We start from the raw sequence: 21,097 nt of genomic DNA on the forward strand, positions 1-21,097 counted from the left end.
CCTGGTGCACGAGTGAACGGGGGGAGCCATGACGTCCGAACCAAGCGCAGGGCGGTCGAGGACCGAGCAGCGCGCCGAGGCGGGGCAGAGCACCTGGGCGTTGGCGACCTCGGCGCAGGACGCACCGCTGTCGGGGTGGCTCGGATTCGCGGGCGCGGTGCTGGGGCTGCTGGGGATCTTCAACATCATCACCGGGATCACCGCGCTGGCCCGCCCGGACTACTTCCTGGTCGACGCCGCTCGGCTGCTCGTGTTCAACTACCCGATCTGGGGCGGGATCTGGCTGGCCCTCGGCATCGTGCAGGTCGCCGCCGGTGTCGGCGTGGTGTACGGCAGCAGTTGGGCCCGCTTCGTCGGCATCGACCTCGCCGCGCTGTGCGCGATCGGGCACCTGGTGTTCCTCACCGCCTTCCCGCTGTGGTCGGTGCTGGTGATCGGCCTGTCGGTGCTGGTCATTTACGGACTGGTGGTGCGCAACGGCGCGCACTAGCGCGCTGGGTGCGCCGCGCTGCGGCGCAGCACAGCGGACCGGTGAGGGCGAAGACCGCGGCGCTACCGAGGAAGAGCCCGGTTGCGTGCGGGAGAAGCCCGAGCTTCCCGGGCTCCCGGCCCGTTTTCGCCGACCGGCGCCGCGTGCGCGTGCTGATGGCGCTGGCGGACGGCAGAGCTTTCCCGGCCGGGCGGCTGGCCGAGGAAGCCGGGACTGCCGCCTCCACCACCAGCAACCACCTCGCCGTGCTGCTGGACCACGGCCTCGTCACCGTCGAGCAGCACGGTCGCCACCGCGGCTACCGGCTGACCAGCGGCGAGGTCGAGGCCGTCCTGGAAGCCCTCGCCGCACTCGCACCGCGCACCCCGATCACCTCGCTGCGTCAGCACACCAGAGCCGCCGCCCTGCGCGCCGCCCGCACCTGCTCCCACCACCTCGCCGGGCGAGCGGCTCTTCGATCTCAGTTGGATCACCCGAGGCGCCGTCCCGCGCCGCGTCCGCGTCACGCCGCGCGGGCACGACGGGATCGCCGCGTTGACCTCGGGCGCGCTCCGCGGCACCGGCTAGCGGCACACGATCCGCACCGAGTGCCACCCGGTCGCGCCGTCGGGCACCACGCCCTGCGGCTTCGGGGTCTGCGTCCGGCCCGCACGGTCGGTGGCCCGGCACTCGAGCACGTGCTCGCCGGGCGGGAGCTCCAGCGCGACCCGCCACATCCGCCAGGTGTCCCGGCTGACGTCGGCGGCGAGCTCGGCGACCTGCCACGGCCCCCGGTCGGCCCGGACCTCCACCCGCTCGATCCCGGTGTGCTGCGCCCACGCGATACCGGCGACCGTGACCGTCCCCGCGGGCACCGGTGGCCCGGGGCGCGGCCGGTCGATGCGGGACTGCGTCTTGATCGGGGCTTGCCGCGCCCAGCCGCGCCGCTCCCAGTAGTGCGCCCGGTCGAAGGTCGTCACCTCGGCGTCGGTCAACCACTTGGTCGCCGACACGTAGCCGTACAGGCCCGGAACGACCATCCGGACGGGGAAGCCGTGCTCGACGGGCAGCGGCTCGCCGTTCATCTCGACCGCCAGCAGCGCGCCCCGGTCGGGTTCGAGCAGCACGTCGAGGGGCGTGCCCGCGGTGTAGCCGTCCACGCTGGTGGTGAACAGCTGCTGCGCCCCGGGCCGCACCCCGGCCTCCAGCAGCAGGTCCCGGACCGGTACCCCAGTGAAGGTCGCGGTGGAGATCAACCGCCCGCCGACCTCGTTGGAGACGCAGGCGAGCGTGATCGGCCGGGCTTCCAGCCGCCGCCGGAGCAGGTCGTCGAAGCCCAGCACGAGCTCGCGCTCCACCATCCCGTGCAGCCGCAGCTGCCAGTCCTCCGCGCGGACCCGCGGGACCACCAGCGCGGTGTCGATCCGGTAGAAGTCGCGGTTCGCGGTGATGAAGGTGGGGGTGCCGGACGACGCGAAGTCCGCGCCCGCCGGGACCGGTGGGGACGGGACGTCCGGGATCCGCACGGCGGCTTCCTGGCGCGAGGTCGACAACCCGGTCCAGCGCTGCAGGAAACCACCCGCCAGGCCACCGGCACCGGCCCCGGCCAGGACGAGACCGGTCGTGATCAGGAACCGCCGCCGATCGGTTGGGTGCTCGGGCGAGGTCGTCGTGGCGACGTGGTGCAGCCACCTGAACACGACCACGCCGACCACCAGAGCGGTCAGCGCCGCCGCTGGACCACCTTCCCCGCGGACCACCACCGCACCCACGCCGACCAGGCCGAAGGCCGCTATCACCGCGGCCCCGGGCCACCACTGCCGCCGGGACAGCAGACCGGCGGCGCTGGCCAGCAGCGCGATCACGACCGCCATGCCCACCAGCAGGGCCAGCTTGTCGGCGGTGCCGAACGCGGCGATGGCGAACTGCTTCACCGGCTCGGGCACCAGGTCGATCGCCGAGTTGCCGACGGCCACGAACGGGGAGGTGCGGACATCGGTGATGCCCGCCGCCAGGTGCCCGGCACCGAGGGCGGCGGCGGTGGCGGACAGCCCGATCACGATGGCACGCATCCGGGGTAGGGGACTCATGGGTCCATTCGACGGCGAGCGGGGCCGGTCCGGCCAGTCACCGTGCGGTTCCGTAAGACAACGGCAAGACATTGTGGATTGCTTACGCCGATCCGCTCGGCGCACCGAATGGCGTTCGCCGCCCGTACGGTCGCGGCGTGCGAGTTCTGGTCACCGGCGGTGCCGGGTTCATCGGGTCATCAGTCGCCGACGCGTTGGCGGAGCGGGGGCACGACGTCGTCCTGCTGGACGCGTTCCTGCCGCAGGCGCACGGGGCGGAGCGGTCCTCCGCGCACCACCCGCTGGTGCGCGGCGACGTGCGCGATCCGGAGCTGCTGCGCGAAGTGCTCCGGGACGTCGAAGTCGTCTGCCACCAGGCGGCGATGGTCGGGCACGGGCTCGACCCCTCCGACATGCCCGACTACGCGTCGCACAACGACTACGGGACAGCGGTGCTGCTGGCCGCCATGCACGCGAGCGGGGTGCGCCGACTCGTGCTGGCGTCCTCGATGGTCGTCTACGGCGAAGGGCGCTACCGCTGCCCGCGCCACGCCCTCGTCGCGCCCGCACCACGGCGGGCCGAAGACCTGGATGCCGGTCGGTACGACCCGAGGTGCCCGCGTTGCGGCACGCCGCTGACTCCTGAGCTCGTCCCGGAGGACGCCGACCTGGACCCGCGCAGCACCTACGCGGCCACGAAGTTGGCCCAGGAGCACCTCGCCGCGGCGTGGGCGAGGCAGACCGGCGGCGGGGTGTGGGCGTTGCGCTACCACAACGTCTACGGCCCCTGGATGCCCAGCGGGACCCCGTACGCCGGGGTGGCCTCGCTGTTCCGCTCCGCCCTGCACCGCGGTGAAGCCCCGGTGGTCCTCGAAGACGGTCGGCAGCGGCGGGACTTCGTGCACGTCAGCGACGTCGCGGCGGCCAACGTGGCAGCGGTCGGGGCCGAACCGCCAGCGGGCGGGCTGGACGCGCTGAACATCTGCTCTGGCCAGCCGCGCACCATCGCCGACCTGGCCCGCGAGCTGGCGCGGGCGTGCGGGGGCCCGGCACCGCGCGTGGTCGGTGGTGCGCGGCCCAACGACGTGCGGCACATCGTCGCCGACCCGGCCAAGGCGCAGCGCGTGCTGGGCTTCCGGGCGGCGGTTGAGTTCTCCGACGGGGTGGCGGCCTTCGCGCACGCGCCGCTACGGGCGCCCGCCGCGGTCGGTCGAGGCGAGGGGTAGGCGGACCTCGAAGCGGCACCCGGGGCCGTGGTTGCGGGCGGTGATGCTGCCGTGGTGGGCCAGCACGAGCCCACGCGCGATCGCCAGCCCGAGCCCGGCCCCGGCGGTGTCGTCCCGGCGCGCCTGGTCGCCGCGGAAGGCGACCTCGAACACCCGCGCCAGCTCGGCGGGCTCGATCCCGCCGCAGGCGTCGTCGACCCGCAACCACGCCTGGCCGTCGTCGCTGCCCGCGGCCAGTACGATCGTGCCGCCGGGCGGGGTGTGGCGGATGGCGTTCGACAGCAGGTTGCGCAGCACGCGGGCCAGCTCCGGGTCGCTACCCCGCACCACCGGCCAGTCGCTGGTGCCGGTGCGCAGCTCGACGTCGTTGGCCCGGGCCAGCGGATCGACCACCGCGACCACCTCGCTCACCACGTCCCGCAGCGGCACCGCGGAGAACTCCAGCTGAACGGCTCCCGCGGTGATCCGGGACAGCTCGAAGAGGTCCTCGACCATGGCCGCCAACCGCTCGCTCTCGGAGCGGATGTGCGTGGCGTAGGCGCACACCTCGCCCGGTTCGTCGACCACGCCGTCGGCCAGGGCCTCGGCCATCGCGCGGATCCCGGCCAGCGGGGTGCGCAGGTCGTGACTGATCCACGCGACCAGCTCCCGGCGGGCGGCCTCAGCGGCCCGCTCCCGGGCGCGCGCTTCCCGCTCCCAGACGCTGCGGCGGGCGATGCTCCGGCCGAGCAGGACCGCCACCGGGACGGTCACCACCCCGACCGCCGTGCAGATCACCACCGCGGTCGTCAGCTGCGGGCCGAACATGAAGCCGGTGACGCCGAGGATCCCGGCCAGCGTGGCCAGCAGCGGCGTGAGCACCAGCGCGGTCAGGGCGGTGGTCAACGACCGCCTGCGCAGGAAGTAGAGCAGCACGGCCCCGGTGAGCGCGACGGGCAGCGAAAGCCCTATCGCGTAGGGGACGACGTGGGTGAGCTCGGTGATCACGTCCACGGTGCGGCCGCCCCGGTCGGTGGTTCCACGGGATCGTAGCGGTACCCGACGCCCCAGACCGTGCTGATCCGCCGCGGACGGGCCGGGTCCGGCTCCACCTTCTCCCGCAGTCGTCGCATGTGGACGGTGACCGTGGAGTGGTCGCCGAAGCTCCAGCCCCACACCGCTTCCAGCAGTTCGGCCCGGCTGAAGGCCCGTCCCGGGTTGCGCAGCAGGAACACCAGCAGGTCGAACTCACGCCCGGTCAACGACAGCTCGGTGCCGTCGAGCGTGCAGCGCCGCGCGCCCACGTCGACCCGCAGCCCGCCGTCGCGCAGCGACTCGGCCGCCGCCGTGAGCGCGGCGCGCGATCGGCGCAGCACCGATCCCACGCGCAGCACCAGTTCGCGCGGGCTGAAGGGCTTGACGACGTAGTCGTCCGCGCCGAGCTCCAATCCGAGCACCCGGTCGGCCTCCTCGCCCAACGCGGTCAACATCACCACCGGGACCGTGCTGTCCGCGCGGATGTGGCGGCACACCTCCAGCCCGCCGACCCCGGGCAGCATCAGGTCGAGCACCACCAGGTCGGGGGCGGAGGCGGCGAAGGTTCGCAACGCCGCCTCCCCGTCCCCGGCGAGGTCGACCTGGTACCCGGATCGCTCCAGGTAGCGGCGGAGCACGTCGCGCACCGCGTGGTCGTCGTCGACGACGAGGATCCGCCCCGCGTCTGCCTGCTGCTTCATCCGGTCACCAGTTCGTCGCGATCACGTGGTTCACCGCCAGCGCGGTCACCGCCTGCCCGGCCAGCCACCAGCGCCGCTGCCGGTCCGGCAGCAGAGCGGCACCGACAGCGAACCACACCGCGAACGGGAGCCAGATCCGCTCGACCTCGGCCTTGCTCAGCCCGGAGAGGTCAGCGGCCAGCACCGCCGCAGCCGCCGCCAGCACCAGCCCGGCGGCGGCTCCCCGGTCCAGCGCGGCCCGGCGGAGGGCCACCGCCGCGAACGGGCCCGCCGACAGCAGCAGAGCACCGATGTTGCCGAACACCCAGTAACCGTACGGCCGCTGGGCGAAATCGCCCTGGTGGTAGCGCTGGACGACCAGCTGGTAGCCGTCCAGCCACCAGAACCCGTGCGCGGCGAACACGGCTACCACGCCGACCACCCCGACCGCGGCCAGCAGCAGCGCCCGGTACCCGCGCGTGCACAGCACCACCACGACCACCAGCGGGAGCAGCAGCACCAAGCCGTAGTTCAGGAACAGCGCGAAGCCCAGCAGCAGACCGGCACCGGCCGCCGCGAACCCGGCCAGCGGGCCGCGGCGCGTCGCGGCCAGCGCCAGCAGCGCAAGCCCGGTGGCGGAGACCCCGGTGAACATGCCGTCGGCGGACACCCCGACCCACACAGCCCCGGGGAACAGCACCACGAACGGCAGCGCGGCCCGGGCCGCGTCCGCGCCGGCCAGCGCCCGCGCGGTGACCGGCACGGCCACCGCCGCGAGTGACCCGACCAGCACCGACACGACCCCGGACGACGCCCCGCCGCCGAGCCCGACCCGGTCCAGCCACACGTAACTGAGCAGAGCACCGGGCGGGTGACCGGACACGTGCACGGTCCAGGAGCCGGGTTGCCCGGCCAGGACGTGGTCGGTGAACGTGGTGAGCATCGCGCCGATGTCGGTGACGCGGGGAACGTCCCGCAGGTACTCGGCCCAACCGGTCAGCCGACCAGCGACGCCGTCCTGCCACCCGTCCACCAAGGCCAGCGACATCGTCCACGCCAAGGCTGCAAGGTACCCCCCCACCAGCAAGCGGCCCCACGGCAGGCGGGCGGCCAGCGGCGGGCCCCAGGTGGTGACCGCAGCGGCGGTCAGGAGCGCGAGCGGGGTCCCGGGGCCGACGCGGGGCAGCCAGAACCCGAACAGCGGCGCGGCGTCGGCGTACAGCGGGACACCCGCGCGGTTCAGCAGGAAACCGGCTGCGGCGGAGCCCGCCACCGCGGTGACGGCGACGGCCAGCGCGACCAGATCGGCTCCGCAGCGCTGGTTGTGGGCAGTGCGGGGGATTTGGAGCACCCGCGCGAGGCTAGTGCGGGTGCCGAGGCGCACGAACGCATCGACGGCATCCGTCAGCACCTCGTAAGAAGTCGCGAACCGGGGGAGCGGCGGAGCCGGCTGGCGCGGGAAGTCACCTCGTTCTGGAGGTCGAGAACCTGGACGGCGTAAGGGATCCGTAAGGTCGGCGGGCATTCCCGGCGTCGCCCGCGGTGCGTTTCACTGGCCCGCGTGAACGATGTGGATGTGGTGCTGCCCTGCCTCGACGAGGCGCTGGCGCTGCCCGGGGTGCTCGCTGCGATGCCGCCCGGGTTCCGCCCGCTCGTGGTGGACAACGGGTCGTCGGACGGATCGGACTCGGTCGCCGAGGAGCACGGCGCGGTGGTGGTCCGCGAGCCCCGGCGGGGGTACGGCGCGGCGGTGCACGCGGGTTTGGTGGCGTCGACCGCCGAGTTCGTCTGCGTCCTGGACTGCGATGGTTCGCTGGACCCCGGTGTGCTGCCGATGCTGGTCTCGGTGGTGCGGGCGGGGCGGGCCGACTTGGTCGTCGGGCGGCGGGTTCCGGTGCGCGCGGCGGCGTGGCCGTGGCACGCGAGGGCGGGCAACGCGCTGATCTCGGGGTTGTTGCGGCGGCGGGGACTCGCGGTGCACGACATCGCACCGATCCGCGCCGCGCGGCGGCTCGACCTGCTGCGGCTGGGGGTCGAGGACCGGGGCTTCGGTTACCCGCTCGAACTGCTGTGCAAGGCGGCGGAGGCGAACTGGCGGGTGCACGAGCTGGACGTGGCCTACCGGCCGCGTGCGGCCGGTACCCGGTCGAAGGTCTCCGGGTCGGTGCTCGGCACCGTCCGCGCGGTCCGGGACATGGCGGGAGTGCTGCGATGAGCCGGACCGCACTGCTGGTGGTGGCGAAGTCCCCGGTTCCTGGTCTGGTCAAGACCCGGATGTGCCCACCAGCCACGCCCGCTGAGGCTGCGCGCATCGCCGCCGCGAGCCTGTTGGACACGATCGACGCGGTGCGGGACACCGCGCGGGCCCGGCCGGTGCTGGCGTTGTCCGGGGACCTCGACGCGGCCGTTGGTGGGGTCGAGCTGCGCGACGCGCTGCGCGGGTGGACGGTCCTCGGCCAGCGCGGTGACGGGTTCCCCGCCAGGTTGGCAGCCGCCCACCTCGACACCGCGGCGGCGCATCCGGGGCTGCCGGTCGTGCAGATCGGGATGGACACCCCGCAGGTGACCCCGGACCTGCTGACCGAGGCGTGCGCCGCGCTCGACGACGCGGACGCGGCACTGGGCCCGGCCGAGGACGGCGGCTGGTGGGCGATCGGGTTCCGCGATCCCGCCGTCGCGAGCGTGCTGGGGTCGGTGCCGACGTCCCGCCCGGACACCGGTGCCCGGACGCTGGCGGCGTTGCGTACCGCAGGCCTGCGGGTGGCCCTGCTCCCGGAACTGACCGATGTGGACAGGATGGGGGATGCGGTGCGGGTCGCCGGGTCCGTGCCGGGCTCCCGCTTCTCGGCGAGCCTGCCCGCGGCGCACCTCTGACCGGCGGGAGCGGACGTCGGGGCGCCGTTCTCGGTCGGACCACCGGTTCACGCGCGCTCGTGACCGAGCGCGTTGACGATCTGGCGGGCTGTGCCCCACGCTGTCAGTCCGAGCACGAGCAGGGCGGGCCACAGCAGGGCGTGCGCGGCTCCGGTGAGCCAGCCGATTCCGCTCGCCGTGGCGACGCTGGAGGTCGCTGCGCAGGTCATGCCCAGGGGGAAGACCGTCGCCCAGCGGCGGAAGTCGTAGCGCAGCCGCACGACGACCAGTTCCAGCACGGCCAGCACCGCGTACCAGGCGGCCGTGATCGCCCAGAGCACGAACGCGCCCACCCCGACCACCGCCGTCCGCAGGTGCACCGCGTGCAGCGCGGAGTTCAGCTCGGCGGTGGACACCGTGCTGATCGCCAGCGCGCCGCCCACGATCCAGTGGTCGCCGCAGCCGCGCACCAGTTGCCGGAAGTCGAAGCGCGACAGCACGAAGACGTACAGGCCGAGGCCGAGCAGGTCCGCGCCCGCCGCGAGCGGCAGGAGCCACGCCGCCCCGGAGGTCAGCTTCGCCGCCAGGACCGCGAGCGACTGGGTGGCCACGCACAGCAGGAAGCACACGCCGACCGCAGGAGTCGGCAGGTTCTGGAGCACGCGCGGCACCAGCACCGCCCACAGCACCGCTGCCAGCGCCAGCAGCACCCAGCTCGCCGCGGACCACCCGTGCTGGAGGAGGCCGGCACCGACCACTCCGGTCGCCGCGACACCGGACAGCGCGCCAGGCCGCACCGCCTCCGCGCGCCAGCCCGCCGCGTCCCCGGCCAGCCGGGTCAGGAACGACACCGCCAACAGCACCCACACCGCCCCGGCCGCGGCCAGCAGCGACGCGGACAGCACCGGGTGGCCCACCAGCCGCGCGGCGACCGACACGATGCCGATCGCCATCACCACCGCGCCGGACTCGCACGGGATCCGGCGCACCACCGCGAACACGCTCAGAGCCGCTGCCAACCGCGCGGCTCCCGGCGGGTGCCAACGCGGTCGCCGCTGCGGCTGCGGTAGACGACGTACGGGCGGAACAGGTAGTGCACGGGCGCGCTGAAGGCGTGCACGAGGCGGCTGAACGGCCACAACGCGAACAGCGCGAGCGCGAGCAGCGCGTGCAGCCGGTAGTCCAGCGGCGCCCCGGCCATGAGCTCGGGGTGCGGGTGCAGCAGGAAGATGTCGCGGAACCAGGGCCCGATCGTCTCGCGGTAGTCGTAGGGACCGCGGACCCCGTTGTCGACCACCGTGGTCCACAGCCCCAGCGAGATCACCGCGACCAGCAGGACGTGGGTGAGCTGGTCGCCGCGGCTGGTCGCCCGGCGCACCGCCGTGGTGCGCAGCCGCCGCCACAGCAGCACCGCGAGCCCGGCCAGCGCGCCGCACCCGGCGAGCGTGCCGACCAGCAGCGACACCACGTGGTAGTTCGCCTCGGTGCCGAAGAGCTCGGTCAGCGCCTTCGGCACCAGCAGGCCGAGCACGTGCCCGCCCACCACCAGCAGCAAGCCGTAGTGGAACAGCGGGCTGCCCACCCGCAGCAGGCGGGACTCGTGCAACTGGCTGGAGCGCGAGGTCCAGCCGAACTTGTCGTAGCGGTACCGCCACACCGTGCCGCCGACGAACACCACCAGCACCACGTACGGCAGCACACCCCACAACATCGCATCGATCGGACTGATCATCGGCTCCCCTCCCGGAGCAGGAACGGTTGCAGGCCGACCAGCTCGGTTGGGGCCTGCGCGGGCACGGCCGCCGTCCCGCGGCTGCGCGGGACCGCGTCGAGCACGGCCGACACCGCCCCGGCGTACGGGGTGCCGACCTCGTCGAGCTTGCGGTGCAGCAGTTCGATGGCGGGCCGGAACCGGCCGAGCAGCGCCTCGCCCGGGTCCGCGGCGGCGACCGAGAACTCCAGCAGCGCGGGCAGGTAGTCCGGCAGCTCCCCGCCGACGACCCGGAAGCCGTGCGCGCGGTAGGTGCCCGCCAGCTCGGCCAGCGCCCCGCCGCGCAACCTGGTGTCCCCGTGCACGAACCAGGTCAGGTGGAGGCTCCGGCGCGGGCTGACGTCGAACACCTCGACGTAGTGCTGCTCGGCCACCGGCAGCGGTGCCCCGGTGAGGTGGTCGAGCAGCCGGTGCAGTGGCCCAGCGGTGGCGGGGTCACCGAGCTCGGTGGTGGCCTCGCGCAGCAGCGGGAGCTGCCGGACCAGCTCGGCGTCGGGGTAGTGCAGGCACCAGGCGGCGATCTGCCGCACCAGCCCGCGGGTGCGGGCGTTGAGCCGTCGACGTCTCACCGCTCACCTCCGCGCAGCGTCGGGAACATCTCGTTTGGTCGGTCGTCGCCGTCCCACACCACCAGGTCGGTGCTGCCGGTGCGCAGGCTGCCCATGCCCGGGCCGCCGTCGGTGTCCAGGCTGCAGGTGGTCGCCAGCGACTCCAGCTCGTGCGCGTCGCCGATCCCGGCGGTCGGGATGACGTAGCGCTCCTCGTACTTGGCGATGGCCAGCAGCCGGTACATCGACCGCAGCTCGGCGGCGTCCATCCCGGCCGCCCGCAGCGGCGCCTCGTCCGGGGCTTCCCCCAGGTTCACCGAGCGCATGTGGGAGCGCATCGCGGCGAGCCGGCGCAGCGCGTCCCGCACCGGGCCGATGTCGCCCGCGGTGAACAGCTCGGCCAGGTACTCGACCGGGATGCGCAGCGCGTCGATCGCCCCGAAGAGGTTGTCCGCGTCCTCCCCGTCGTGACCGGTCCCAGCCACCGCGTCCACCACCGGCGACAGTGGCGGGACATACCAGACCATCGGCATGGTGCGGTACTCCGGGTGCAGCGGCAGGGCCACCCGGTAGCGGCAGATCAGGTCGCGAACCGGGGAGCGCCGGGCCGCCTCGATCCAGTCGTGCGGGATGCCCGCCCGCTCGGCCGCGGCGACCACCGCCGGATCGTGCGGGTCCAGGAACAGGTCGCGCTGCGCCGGGTAGAGCTGGTGTTCGTCGGTGGTCGCGGCGGCTTCGGTGACCCGGTCGGCGCCGTAGAGCAGCACGCCGATGTAGCGCAGCCGCCCCACGCAGGTCTCCGAGCAGATCGTCGGCTGGCCCACCTCGACCCGCGGGTAGCAGAAGGTGCACTTCTCGGCCTTGCCGGTGCGGTGGTTGAAGTAGACCTTCTTGTAGGGGCAGCCGGAGACGCACATCCGCCAGCCGCGGCACTGGTCCTGGTCGACCAGCACGATGCCGTCCTCGGCGCGCTTGTACATCGCGCCGGACGGGCAGGACGCCACGCAGGACGGGTTGAGGCAGTGCTCGCAGATCCGCGGCAGGTGGAACAGGAAAGACTGCTCGAACTCGAACTTGATCCGGGTGCCCAGCTCGGTGCGGAGCTTGGCCACCACCGGGTCGGCGTCCCCGTGCTCCGGGGTGCCGCCGAGCGAGTCCTCCCAGTTCGGTCCCCAGTGGACGGACGTGGGCCGACCGGTGATCACCGAGGTCGGCCGGGCCACCGGTACGTCCTCGCCCAGCGGTGCTTCCAGCAGCATCCGGTAGTCGTAGGTCCAGGGCTGGTAGTAGTCGTCGAGCTCCGGCAGGTCGGGGTTGGCGAACAGCGTGGCCAGCTTGCGCAGCCGTCCACCGCCGCGCAGCTTCAACCGCCCCCGCCGGTCGAGCTGCCACCCGCCGCGCCACCGCTCCTGGTCCTCGTAAGTGCGCGGAAACCCTGCCCGGGGCGGGTTTCCACGTTGTTGAACCACGCGTACTCGACGCCGCCGCGGTTGGTCCAGGTCTGCTTGCAGGTGACCGAGCAGGTGTGGCAGCCGATGCACTTGTCCAGGTTCATCACCATGGCGAGCTGGGCCATCACGCGCATCAGTACTCGACCTCCTGGCTGCGGCGGCGGATCACGGTGACCTCGTCGCGCTGGTTGCCGGTGGGACCGTGGTAGTTCAGGGCGAAGGTTTGCTGGGCGTAGCCGCCGATGAGGTGGGTGGGCTTGACCCGCACGCGGGTCAGCGAGTTGTGGATCCCGCCGCGCCGACCGGTGGTCTCGCTCTTCGGCACGTTCACCGTCCGGTCCTGCGCGTGGTACATGAACACCGTGCCCGCGGGCATCCGGTGCGAGACCACGGCGCGGGCCACCACCACGCCGTTGCGGTTGACCGCCTCGACCCAGTCGTTGTCGCGCACCCCGATCGCCGCCGCGTCCACCGGGCTCATCCAGAACGTCGGCCCGCCCCGGGACAGCGTCAGCATGATCGGGTTGTCCTGGTACTCGCTGTGGATCGACCACTTCGAGTGCGGGGTCAGGTAGCGCACCACGACCTCCGCGCCGTCGGGCCCGAGCCGTCGTTCCCCGGCCAGCCGGTGCAGGTCCAGCGGTGGCCGGTACAGCGGTAGCTGCTCGCCGAGCTCGGCCATCCAGTCGTGGTCCAGGAAGAAGTGCTGGCGGCCGGTCAGGGTGTGCCAGGGCTTGAGCTGCTCGACGTTGATGGTGAACGGCGAGTAGCGCCGCCCGCCGGACTCGTCGCCGGACCACTCCGGGCTGGTCACCACCGGTGCGGGGCGGGAGCGGGTGTCGGCGAAGGTCACCCGGTGCTCGCTGTGGTGGGCCGCCAGGTGCGCCAGCGGCCGCCCGACGCGCTGCTCCAGTGCCCGGAAGGCCGCGGTGGCCAGTCGTCCGTTGGTGGTGCCGGACAGCGCGAGCACGGCGTCGGCGAACCGGCGGTCGGTGTCCAGCCGCGGTCGTCCAGCGGCCGGGCCCGCGGTGGTTAGCCCGTTGGCGCCGCCCAGCCAGGCCAACTCCGGGTCGACCCCGACGGTCCAGCCCTTGGTGGTCACCCCGAGCTCGTCCAGCAGCGGCCCGGCCGCGGCCAGCTTCGCCGCCACCGCAGGGTAGTCCCGCTCGACGACGGTCAGCGCGGGCATGGTCCGGCCGGGCTGCGGATCGACCTCGCCGCCGCGCCAGTCCAGCAGCACCCCACCCGGCTGCGCGACCTCGCCGGGGGTGTCGTGGCCGATCGCGGTGGCGACCACGTCCCGCCGCACCCCGAGGTGGGTGGCGGCCAGCTCGCTGAACTTCGCGGCGATGCCGTGGAAGGCGTCGAAGTCGGTGCGGCACTGCCACGGCGGGTCCACCGCGGCGTTGAACGAGTGCACGGAGGGGTGCATGTCGGTGCTGGACAGGTCGTGCTTCTCGTACCAGGTGGCGGCGGGCAGCACCACGTCGGAGAACAGGGTGGTGCTGGTCATCCGGAAGTCCAGCGAGAGCAGCAGGTCCAGCTTGCCCTCGGCGGCCTCGGCCCGGTGCACCTCGGTCGGCGGCTGCTCGGGCTCGGTCGAACGCGGCTGCGCCTCGGCGCCCAGCAGGTGCCTGAGGAAGAACTCGTTGCCCTTGGCCGACGAGCCGAGCAGGTTGGAGCGCCACACGGTCAGCACCCGCGGCCAGTTGGCCGGGGCGTCGGGGTCCTCGCAGGCGAAGCCGAGCCGACCCGAGCGCAGCTCCTGCACCACGTGCTCCACCGGGTCGCGCCCGGCGGCCTCGGCCTCGTCGGACAGCTCCAGCGGGTTGCGGTCGAAGGTCGGGTAGGACGGCATCCACCCCGCCCGAGTCGAGCGCGCGATGCAGTCGGCCGCCGTCGTCCCGCTCAGCGATCCGGGTGCGCCGGGCCAGGTGAGCGCGTCGGTGGTGAGGCCGTCGTAGCGCCACTGCCCGGTGTGCAGGTAGAACCAGGCCGTCCCGATCATCTGCCGCGCCGGGCGGTGCCAGTCCGCCGCGCTGGCCAGCGTCGCCCACCCGGTCAGCGGGCGTACCTTCTCCTGGCCGACGTAGTGCGCCCAGCCGCCGCCGTTGCGGCCCTGGCAGCCGGTGAGCAGCAGCAGGGTGAGGAACGTCCGGTACGCCTCGTCGGAGTGGAACCAGTGGTTGGTCCCAGCGCCCATCAGGATCATGCAGCGGCCCCCGGACCGGACCGCGGTGTCGGCGAACTCCCGCGCGATCCGCACCGCGCGCGCCGCCGGTACCGAGGTGATCCGCTCCTGCCAGGCCGGGGTGCCGGGTTCGGGGTCGGCGTAGTCGGCTGGCCAGCTGCCGGGCAGGCCCGCGCGGCCGACCCCGTACTGCGCGAGCAGCAGGTCGAACACCGTGGTCACCAGCGGGCCACCCGGGGTCAACCGCACGGCTGGCACACCGCGGGTGGTGGCTGCACCGGCCCCGTCCGGTGAGTCGAAGCGCGGCAGCAGCACCTCGACCGCTTGGTGCGGGTGGTCGTGCAGGCTCAGCCGCGGGGTGACCTCGCCCAGGTCGAGGTTCCAGCGCCCGGTCTCCTCGTCGTCCCAGCGGAACCCCAGCGAGCCGTTGGGGACCACCGGTTGGCCGGTGGCGTCGTCCAGCAGCACGGTCTTCCACTGCTCGCTCGCGCCCGACCGCCCCAGGTCGGCGGCCGTGACGAACTTGCCCGGCACCAGCGCGCCGTCCCGCTCGACCAGGTCGACCAGGAACGGCAGGTCCGTGTACCGGCGCACGTAGTCGGTGAAGACCGGGGTGGGCCGCTCGACGAAGAACTCCTTGAGCACGACGTGGCCCATCGCCACCGCGAGCGCCGCGTCCGTGCCTGGGTGCGGGGCCAGCCACTCGTCGGCGAACTTGGTGTTGTCGGCGTAGTCGGGGGAGACCACCACGACCTTCTGCCCCCGGTAGCGGGCCTCGGTCATGAAGTGCGCGTCCGGGGTGCGGGTGACCGGGACGTTGGACCCCCACATCACCAGGTAGGCCGCGTCCCACCAGTCGGCGGACTCGGGCACATCGGTCTGGTCGCCGAACACCTGCGGGGAAGCCACGGGCAGGTCGGCGTACCAGTCGTAGAAGGACAGCATCGGCGCGCCGATCAGCGACAGGAACCGGGAACCGACGGCGTGCGAGACCATCGACATCGCCGGGATCGGGGAGAACCCGGCGATCCGGTCGGGTCCGTGCGCGACGATGGTGTGCACGTGGGCGGCGGCGACCATCTCCAGCGCCTCGTCCCAGGAGACCCGCACCAAACCACCCTTGCCGCGCGCCCGCTGGTAGCGCTGGCGCAGCTCGGGATCGTCCATGATGGACGCCCAGGCGCGTACCGGTTCACCGGTGCGCGCCCTGGCCTGGCGGTACATCTCGACGAGCACGCCGCGCGCGTGGGGGTAGCGGATCCGGGTGGGGGAGTAGGAGTACCAGGAGAACGACGCGCCTCGCGGGCAGCCGCGTGGTTCGTACTCCGGGCGGTCCGGGCCCATCGACGGGTAGTCGGTGTCCTGGGCCTCCCAGGTGATGATCCCGTCCTTGACGTAGACGTTCCACCGGCAGGAGCCGGTGCAGTTCACGCCGTGCGTCGAGGGCACGACCTTGTCGTGGTTCCAGCGGTCCCGGTAGAAGGCGTCGCCCTCGCGCCCGCCGGTGTGGAACACGGCCCGCAGGTCCTCGGTCGTGTCCGCCCTGGAGAGCAGTCGGCCGAGTCGGAGCAGTGCGTCTCCGGCCGCGCCGCCGTCCGCTCGGCCCCGGGCGGGGCCGGCAGGTCCGCTGCCGAGGTCCCGTTCAGGCGCTGCGCACATGCTGCTTTCTCCGATCGTGGTCGGAAGTGCGGTGGAAAATGTGGTGGGGTGGTGCTCGGGTCGAATCTACGGCTGTTGACCGCCGCTTGTCAGGTTCACCAAAAGTGGGAATGTTCACGTCGGGTAAAGACGCATAAACGGTCCGTGGTCGGTTTGTGGCCGTCGGGAACCTGGCCGTTTCTGCGGCGGTGATCCGGCCTATTGAGGGCATCGATGCGGTATACACCTGCGAAAACTCGGTAAGAATGGGTTGCTGGACGATCTTTTCCGAGATCTTGTCCATTCCTTTCGCGGGTCTTGACCTCCTAGATGTGTCGTATTTGTGCAGTTTTTTGGCTGATTATTACGTTTGCTCATCAGTCGAATTGATGAGCATTCTTCCGAATGGCTTACTGCTTGGGTTCACCGTGGTCGTTTTGGTGGCTACCGGGAAATTTACGTTGCCGTTGCCTGATTGGCGACGGTGTTTTCCGGGGCAAAGGTGGACCGGCAGCCGGGAATGGCGAACCGGGGGCGTTCCGGCGTGTGGTGCCGGGTGCGGCGCGGGAGAGCAGCTGGTCCCGAGTCGGGTCCAACCGGGCCCGGTCGAGCTGGGTGGCTGTCCGCGCCCGGGCTGCGCCGGGTCTGGTGGAACCTCCTGCCCTGAACGAGTTCTCGCCGAGGTCTACGGTGGGAGTGAGTGGTTCGGGTGTGCCTGGTGCGGAGTGGTGGTCGAGGATGCCATGCCTCGATGATGCCAGCGGGTCGAACGGGTTTTCGACCGAATATCGGTCCCTCGATCGGTTGATCATCGGTGCGCCGACTGCCGTCCCCAGCTGGGGATGCGGCCCGGAATACCGCCCTGAACTGCGGCGTTGCCATCCGTGTGCGGGAGTCCTCGGCGCGGCGCGACACCTCCCGGGCGGAGAGGTTCCTGGCCCGGGAGCGGGCGAGCGCGCTGGCGCGGATCGAGTCGCTGCGACGCCAGTTGGCCGCGATCGGCGATGACTCGACCTGGACCGGCGCCGACGACGAGCACGATCCGGAAGGGGCCACGCTCGCCTACGAGCGGGCCCAGTTGCAGGGGCTGCTCGCCGACGCGCGTCGCGAGCTCGACGAGCTCGACCGCGCGGTCTCGCGGTGGCGGGAGGGCACCTACGGTGTCTGCGAGCGCTGCGGGAAGGACATCGCCTGGCAGCGGCTGGAAGCGCTGCCCGCCGCGACCACCTGCATCAAGTGCGCGTCATCGCGGCACTGAGTCGAGGGCGAAGGTCCGGCGGTAGTCGCGCGGCGGCACGCCGACGATGCGCCGGAAGTGGTGCCGCAGCAGTGCGGCGGTGCTGAACCCGCACTCGCGCGCGATCTGCTCGATACCCAACTGGGTGTCCTCCAGCAGGCGGCGCGCGTGCAGGACGCGCTGCGTGGCAAGCCACTGGTGGGGCGTCGTGCCGGTCTCGGCGACGAACCGGCGGGCGAAGGTGCGCGGCGACATGCTCGCCCGCGCCGCGAGCTCGGCGACGCTGTGCTCGACGTCCAGGGTCTCCTGCATCCAGGTCAGGACCGGTTCGAGGCTGTCCCCGGTGCACTCGGGGACCGGCAGGTCGATGAACTGCCGCTGCCCGCCGTCGCGCTGCGGGGGCACCACCATGCGCCGGGCGATCAGGGTCGCTGCGGTGGAACCCAGCTCGCGGCGCACCAGGTGCAGGCAGGCATCGATGCCAGCCGCGGTTCCCGCGCTGGTCACCACGTCGCTGTCATCGACGTAGAGGACGTCCGGGTCGAGCTCGGCGGTGGGGAAGCGGCGGCGGAATGCGGCCGCGTGGTACCAGTGCGTCGTGCAGCGGCGGCTGTCCAGCAGCCCGGCGGCGCCGAGCAGGAACGCGCCGGTGCACACCGAGAGCATCGTCGCCCCGCGTGCCGCGGCGGCTCGCAGCTCGTCGAGCACCTCGGGCGGGTAGTCGTCCCTGATCCGCCCGGCGGGCACGGTCACGACGTCGGCGCGGGACAGCTCGTCGAGCCCGTGTTCGGGAACAACGTGCATCCCCACCGAGGTGGGCACCGGAGCGCCCGGTCGCTGCCCGCAGATGCGGAAGTCGATCGGTGGCACCCCGTCGGCGGTCCGGTCCAGGCCGAAGACCTCGCACAACACGCCCAGCTCGAACGGGGCGACGCCGTCGAGCACCACGGCGGCCACGGTGCGCAGCATGCCACCACGGTAGCTGGCAGGATTTTGCCGCACAATGGCTTCACTGCCACTGTCGACGGGGATCCGCGCACCGCACGCTGGAGGCCTGCGAACCCGCGAGCCACCAGGGATGACGCATCATGAACACTTCGCTCGCCCGGTTGTTCCCCGCCCAGCTGTCCGGACTCCGCCGCTACTTCGCGGTGCAGACCTGGCTGTGGTCCCGCCACCTGGAAGCCCTGCAGCCGTGGGAGGTGGAGGCCGAGATGCGCTGGGTCCGCAACCCGATCACCCGGCGCTGGGAGCTGCGCGGCGGTGTTCTGCCGCCGGGCGAACCCGAATCCACTTAGGACGCGTTGCGCGCAGTTCGGCGAGCCCGGTCTGCGTCCGGTGCGGTAGGCGGACTGCCGCTCACCGACGGACGACGTGGCGGCGCTGCGGGCCGAAGCTGGATCCGACGTTGGACCGGTTTCGGAGGTGTCGCGATGGTGACCGAGTTGTTGGCCCAGTGGGGTCCTGCCTGGCACGGCCCGCACGGCGGCCCGGGGTGGCCGATCGGGTTGGTGTTCCTGCTCCTGGTCGTCGTGCTGGCGGGCGTGGTCAGTTGGCTGGTGGTGCGCTCCCGCCCGCGTCGGCAGTCCGCTGTCGAGCGGGCTCGGGAGGTCCTCGCCGAGCGCTACGCCCGGGGTGAGATCAGTTCCGAGGAGTACCGCGAGCGGCTCGGTGGCTTGGGCTGATCCACCGCCGCGCGGCGCGGAGTAGTTGGGAACGAACCAGTCTCGTATGTATGACGGTGAATTTCCAACACACCCCGTTCGGGGGAGCGCGTTCTCCCCGGTGGCGCGTTACCGTCGGGGAAGGTGCGCACACACCCCGGATTCGTCCGGGGGCACAACACTGGGGGGAGAGGTCGGGGGCGAGCTGCGTCAGCTGGCCCCCGACCGCTCGATCGACCACGGGAGTGGTCTGCGATGGATCTGATCACGAAGTGCAGTGAGCTCCCGCACGAGCAGTTGTGCGAGGAGATCCGGATCGCCGGGCTCGCCCGCAAGCAAGCCCTGGCCTCCGGTTCGAAGGCCGACCTGGAGATGGCCGAATCGGTGCTGGACTGGTTCCTGGACGAGCTCGCTGAGCGGTTGCGGCGTGGCCGCGTGCCGACCGTGCAGGCCGTTCCCGGCAGCAGGGAGGACGAACCAGTCCCGCGGTGACCTGCGCTCGGACCGACCGGGGCGGTTCAGCGCGGGTTGCGGGAGGCCAGGCGGGAGCCGGGGTCGGAGAGCTGACCGCGCGCGGTCACCAGTGCGCTCCGGGCGTCTTCCGGACAACCGTGGGCGAGGTGCTCGGCCGCGGTGCGGACCGCGGCCGCGGCATCGGTGGAGATCTGGATCTGCGGGTGCTGGTCGAGCATGTCGACTGCGCGGGTCAGCTCCTGCTGGGCGCGGTCGGCCGGGTCGTGCTGTGCGGTCAGTAAGTCGATGAGGGCTGTGTCCACCGCGTCGCGCAGGGCCGCCTCGGTCGAACTGTGCTGGGCAGTCACGAGGCGTGAGTCTATGCCCTGGAGCCGCCGGGTCCCCCCGCCGAAGATCACCCACACGGGTGGACTCGGTGTGGTGGATCACCGCAGTGGTCCGATCGCCGGGCGGTGCGGGCGGGCTGGCGAGTGGCCGCGACGCGCTGACCTGCGTGGCCGAGCTGGTGCGCCCGGCGCCGCGCAGGGTCCACTGCGGACTCCTGGGCTCCAGCGCCGGTTCCTGGTGCGGACCGGCGCGTAACCTGGAGACGATGTTGTTCGTCGGACCCGGGAAGTAGGGGAGAGAGATGTTCTGGAACATCCTCGGGTGGATCGTCTTCGGCCTGATCGCGGGTTTCATCGCCAGGGCGATCGTGCCGGGCAAGGACGACATCGGCCTGGTGCGGACGATCCTGCTCGGCGTCGCCGGTTCGGTCGTCGGTGGGTTCGTGTTCGGCCTGCTGACGGTCGGGCTGCGCGGGTTCGAGCCGACCGGCTGGATCGGCTCGGTGATCGGCGCGGTGATCGTGCTGGTGATCTACAACAAGGTCACCGGCCGCAAGCGCCGGCTCCGCTCGTAGCGGAGCTCGTCCGCGCGGCGACCACCGCGCTCCCAGGGGGAGGCCGGGCTGCCGGCCTCCCCCTGCGCTCGTCCGGGCCCTGGCCCGGCTACGGCTTGCGACCGACCCCGGCCAACCCGGGGAACCGCTCCGGTTGCTCGCCGACCTCGGCTGACCGCCACTGCTGCAGGAAGACCACGCCCGGGTCCACCAGCTCGAACCCCTCGAAGAAACCGGTCACCTCGCTGCGCGTGCGCATCGTCATGGGCGTCGAGGTGCGCCTGCGGTAGAGGTCGGCGTGCGCCGGGCCGACGTCGGGGCGGGACTCGGCGGAGGCGTGCGAGATCACCAGGTAGCTGCCCGGTGCCATCGCCTCCCGGTAGCGGGCGACGATCTTGCCCGGCTCGTCGTCGTCGGTGACGAAGTGCAGCACGGCGACCATCATCAGCGCGATCGGCTGGCTCAGGTCCAGCAGCTCGGCCACCTCCGGGCTGGCCAGCACCGCCTCCGGGTCGCGCAGGTCGGCGTCGACGATCGTGGCGTCCGGGTTGTCCTGCAGCAGCTTCCTGCTGTAGGCGACCGCGATCGGATCGGTGTCCACGTACACCACCCGCGCACCGGGCGCGGCCTGCTGGGCGACCTCGTGCACGTTGCCGACGGTGGGGATGCCCGAGCCGAGGTCGAGGAACTGGCGGATGCCCCGCTCGGCGCAGTACTGCACGGCGCGGCGCAGGAAGGCGCGGTTGGCCTGCATGATCAGCGGCAGGTCCGGCCACATTGCGATGGCTTCCTCGGCCATCCCCCGGTCCACCGCGAAGTTGTGGTCGCCGCCCAGGTAGTAGTCGTAGACCCGCGCCGCGTTGGGCTTCTCCAGGTCGATGTGCCCGTGCTCGGGCGGCACCTCGGTCATCGCTCCTCCTCACAGCTGGGCG

21 protein-coding genes and 2 pseudogenes are annotated in these 21,097 nt (G+C 72.5%); 11 read left to right on the forward strand and 12 right to left on the reverse strand.

Translation table 11 applies throughout. From position 1 onward, the window contains the following. Positions 1-28 precede the first annotated feature (28 nt). Both ABT324_RS19235 and ABT324_RS19240 read left to right on the forward strand, forming a co-directional pair. A complete protein-coding gene (locus tag ABT324_RS19235; RefSeq protein ID WP_351178966.1) occupies positions 29-490 on the forward strand; it encodes a DUF7144 family membrane protein in 462 nt (153 codons plus the stop codon). 41 nt (positions 491-531) lie between these two features. Continuing rightward, a pseudogene (locus tag ABT324_RS19240) lies at positions 532-756 on the forward strand (ArsR/SmtB family transcription factor); the annotation flags it as partial. Between the two features lie 297 nt (positions 757-1,053). Here the strand turns inward: ABT324_RS19240 and ABT324_RS19245 are convergent. Beyond that, positions 1,054-2,541 (reverse strand): molybdopterin-dependent oxidoreductase, encoded by a 1,488-nt coding sequence (locus tag ABT324_RS19245; RefSeq protein WP_351178969.1) that lies wholly within the window; start codon positions 2,539-2,541, stop codon positions 1,054-1,056. A gap of 155 nt (positions 2,542-2,696) precedes the next feature. Between ABT324_RS19245 and ABT324_RS19250 the strand changes: the two genes are divergently transcribed. Then, a complete protein-coding gene (locus ABT324_RS19250; RefSeq protein WP_351178972.1) occupies positions 2,697-3,764 on the forward strand; it encodes an NAD-dependent epimerase/dehydratase family protein in 1,068 nt (355 codons plus the stop codon). Here the strand turns inward: ABT324_RS19250 and ABT324_RS19255 are convergent. From ABT324_RS19255 to ABT324_RS19265, 3 genes are read right to left on the reverse strand one after another with little or no spacing between them, the layout of a single operon-like run. Next, entirely contained in the window at positions 3,726-4,757 is a 1,032-nt protein-coding gene (locus tag ABT324_RS19255; protein WP_351178975.1) for a sensor histidine kinase, read from the reverse strand. The two genes, ABT324_RS19250 and ABT324_RS19255, sit on opposite strands and share 39 nt — an antisense overlap. Then, on the reverse strand, positions 4,748-5,479 hold the full coding sequence (locus ABT324_RS19260) for a response regulator transcription factor (protein ID WP_351178978.1): 732 nt from the start codon (positions 5,477-5,479) through the stop codon (positions 4,748-4,750). The genes ABT324_RS19255 and ABT324_RS19260 overlap by 10 nt, the downstream gene beginning before the upstream one ends. Before the next feature lie 4 nt (positions 5,480-5,483). Then, on the reverse strand, positions 5,484-6,809 hold the full coding sequence (locus ABT324_RS19265; protein ID WP_351178980.1) for a hypothetical protein: 1,326 nt from the start codon (positions 6,807-6,809) through the stop codon (positions 5,484-5,486). A 219-nt stretch (positions 6,810-7,028) separates the two neighbouring features. Between ABT324_RS19265 and ABT324_RS19270 the strand changes: the two genes are divergently transcribed. Then, complete coding sequence (locus tag ABT324_RS19270) at positions 7,029-7,673, forward strand: glycosyltransferase family 2 protein (protein ID WP_502949765.1); 645 nt, start codon at positions 7,029-7,031, stop codon at positions 7,671-7,673. Beyond that, positions 7,670-8,332 carry a TIGR04282 family arsenosugar biosynthesis glycosyltransferase gene (locus ABT324_RS19275; RefSeq protein ID WP_351178986.1) on the forward strand — a complete coding sequence of 221 codons (663 nt, stop codon included), beginning with the start codon at positions 7,670-7,672 and terminating at the stop codon, positions 8,330-8,332. The genes ABT324_RS19270 and ABT324_RS19275 overlap by 4 nt, the downstream gene beginning before the upstream one ends. Before the next feature lie 47 nt (positions 8,333-8,379). On the opposite strand, the gene ABT324_RS19280 is transcribed toward ABT324_RS19275, so the two are convergent. The 5 genes and pseudogenes from ABT324_RS19280 to ABT324_RS19300 form a co-directional block, all read right to left on the reverse strand. Further along, the gene (locus ABT324_RS19280) at positions 8,380-9,330 is read right to left on the reverse strand and encodes a tellurite resistance/C4-dicarboxylate transporter family protein (protein WP_351178989.1); all 951 of its coding nucleotides are present in this window, start codon (positions 9,328-9,330) and stop codon (positions 8,380-8,382) included. After that, positions 9,315-10,043: a respiratory nitrate reductase subunit gamma gene (narI, locus tag ABT324_RS19285; protein WP_351178992.1), complete on the reverse strand. Its 729-nt coding sequence runs from the start codon at positions 10,041-10,043 to the stop codon at positions 9,315-9,317. Before narI ends, ABT324_RS19280 begins: the two co-directional genes overlap by 16 nt. Beyond that, entirely contained in the window at positions 10,040-10,651 is a 612-nt protein-coding gene (narJ, locus tag ABT324_RS19290; RefSeq protein WP_351178995.1) for a nitrate reductase molybdenum cofactor assembly chaperone, read from the reverse strand. The genes narI and narJ overlap by 4 nt, the downstream gene beginning before the upstream one ends. Continuing rightward, positions 10,648-12,215, reverse strand: a pseudogene (gene narH / locus ABT324_RS19295) (nitrate reductase subunit beta). Before narH ends, narJ begins: the two are co-directional and overlap by 4 nt. Continuing rightward, the gene (locus ABT324_RS19300; RefSeq protein WP_351178998.1) at positions 12,215-15,931 is read right to left on the reverse strand and encodes a nitrate reductase subunit alpha; all 3,717 of its coding nucleotides are present in this window, start codon (positions 15,929-15,931) and stop codon (positions 12,215-12,217) included. Before ABT324_RS19300 ends, narH begins: the two are co-directional and overlap by 1 nt. A gap of 865 nt (positions 15,932-16,796) precedes the next feature. Here ABT324_RS19300 and ABT324_RS19305 point away from each other — a divergent pair. Next, positions 16,797-17,168 carry a TraR/DksA family transcriptional regulator gene (locus ABT324_RS19305; RefSeq protein ID WP_351179001.1) on the forward strand — a complete coding sequence of 124 codons (372 nt, stop codon included), beginning with the start codon at positions 16,797-16,799 and terminating at the stop codon, positions 17,166-17,168. Here the strand turns inward: ABT324_RS19305 and ABT324_RS19310 are convergent. Further along, positions 17,154-18,116, reverse strand: coding sequence for a GlxA family transcriptional regulator (locus ABT324_RS19310; RefSeq protein WP_351179004.1), 963 nt, complete (start codon positions 18,114-18,116; stop codon positions 17,154-17,156). The genes ABT324_RS19305 and ABT324_RS19310 overlap by 15 nt on opposite strands. Before the next feature lie 119 nt (positions 18,117-18,235). Between ABT324_RS19310 and ABT324_RS19315 the strand changes: the two genes are divergently transcribed. From ABT324_RS19315 to ABT324_RS19325, 3 genes are all read left to right on the forward strand, one after another. Beyond that, positions 18,236-18,445 carry a hypothetical protein gene (locus ABT324_RS19315; protein ID WP_351179007.1) on the forward strand — a complete coding sequence of 70 codons (210 nt, stop codon included), beginning with the start codon at positions 18,236-18,238 and terminating at the stop codon, positions 18,443-18,445. A gap of 135 nt (positions 18,446-18,580) precedes the next feature. Continuing rightward, positions 18,581-18,832, forward strand: a complete 252-nt coding sequence (locus ABT324_RS19320) for an SHOCT domain-containing protein (RefSeq protein WP_351179010.1) — start codon at positions 18,581-18,583, stop codon at positions 18,830-18,832. Positions 18,833-19,066: 234 nt separating this feature from the next. Continuing rightward, entirely contained in the window at positions 19,067-19,303 is a 237-nt protein-coding gene (locus tag ABT324_RS19325; protein ID WP_351179013.1) for a hypothetical protein, read from the forward strand. 26 nt (positions 19,304-19,329) lie between these two features. Here the strand turns inward: ABT324_RS19325 and ABT324_RS19330 are convergent, their stop codons facing one another. Next, complete coding sequence (locus ABT324_RS19330) at positions 19,330-19,632, reverse strand: hypothetical protein (RefSeq protein WP_351179016.1); 303 nt, start codon at positions 19,630-19,632, stop codon at positions 19,330-19,332. Between the two features lie 86 nt (positions 19,633-19,718). Between ABT324_RS19330 and ABT324_RS19335 the strand changes: the two genes are divergently transcribed. Together ABT324_RS19335 and ABT324_RS19340 are read left to right on the forward strand one after the other, a co-directional pair. Next, positions 19,719-19,904 carry a hypothetical protein gene (locus ABT324_RS19335; protein WP_351179019.1) on the forward strand — a complete coding sequence of 62 codons (186 nt, stop codon included), beginning with the start codon at positions 19,719-19,721 and terminating at the stop codon, positions 19,902-19,904. Between the two features lie 9 nt (positions 19,905-19,913). Beyond that, complete coding sequence (locus ABT324_RS19340; RefSeq protein ID WP_351179022.1) at positions 19,914-20,186, forward strand: GlsB/YeaQ/YmgE family stress response membrane protein; 273 nt, start codon at positions 19,914-19,916, stop codon at positions 20,184-20,186. A gap of 88 nt (positions 20,187-20,274) precedes the next feature. Here ABT324_RS19340 and ABT324_RS19345 read toward each other — a convergent pair whose 3' ends face one another. Further along, on the reverse strand, positions 20,275-21,075 hold the full coding sequence (locus tag ABT324_RS19345) for an SAM-dependent methyltransferase (protein WP_351179025.1): 801 nt from the start codon (positions 21,073-21,075) through the stop codon (positions 20,275-20,277). Between the last annotated feature and the right edge of the window lie 22 nt (positions 21,076-21,097).

Source organism: Saccharopolyspora sp. NPDC000359 (assembly GCF_040300525.1).
In the GTDB taxonomy this organism is placed as follows: Bacteria; Actinomycetota; Actinomycetes; order Mycobacteriales; family Pseudonocardiaceae; genus Saccharopolyspora.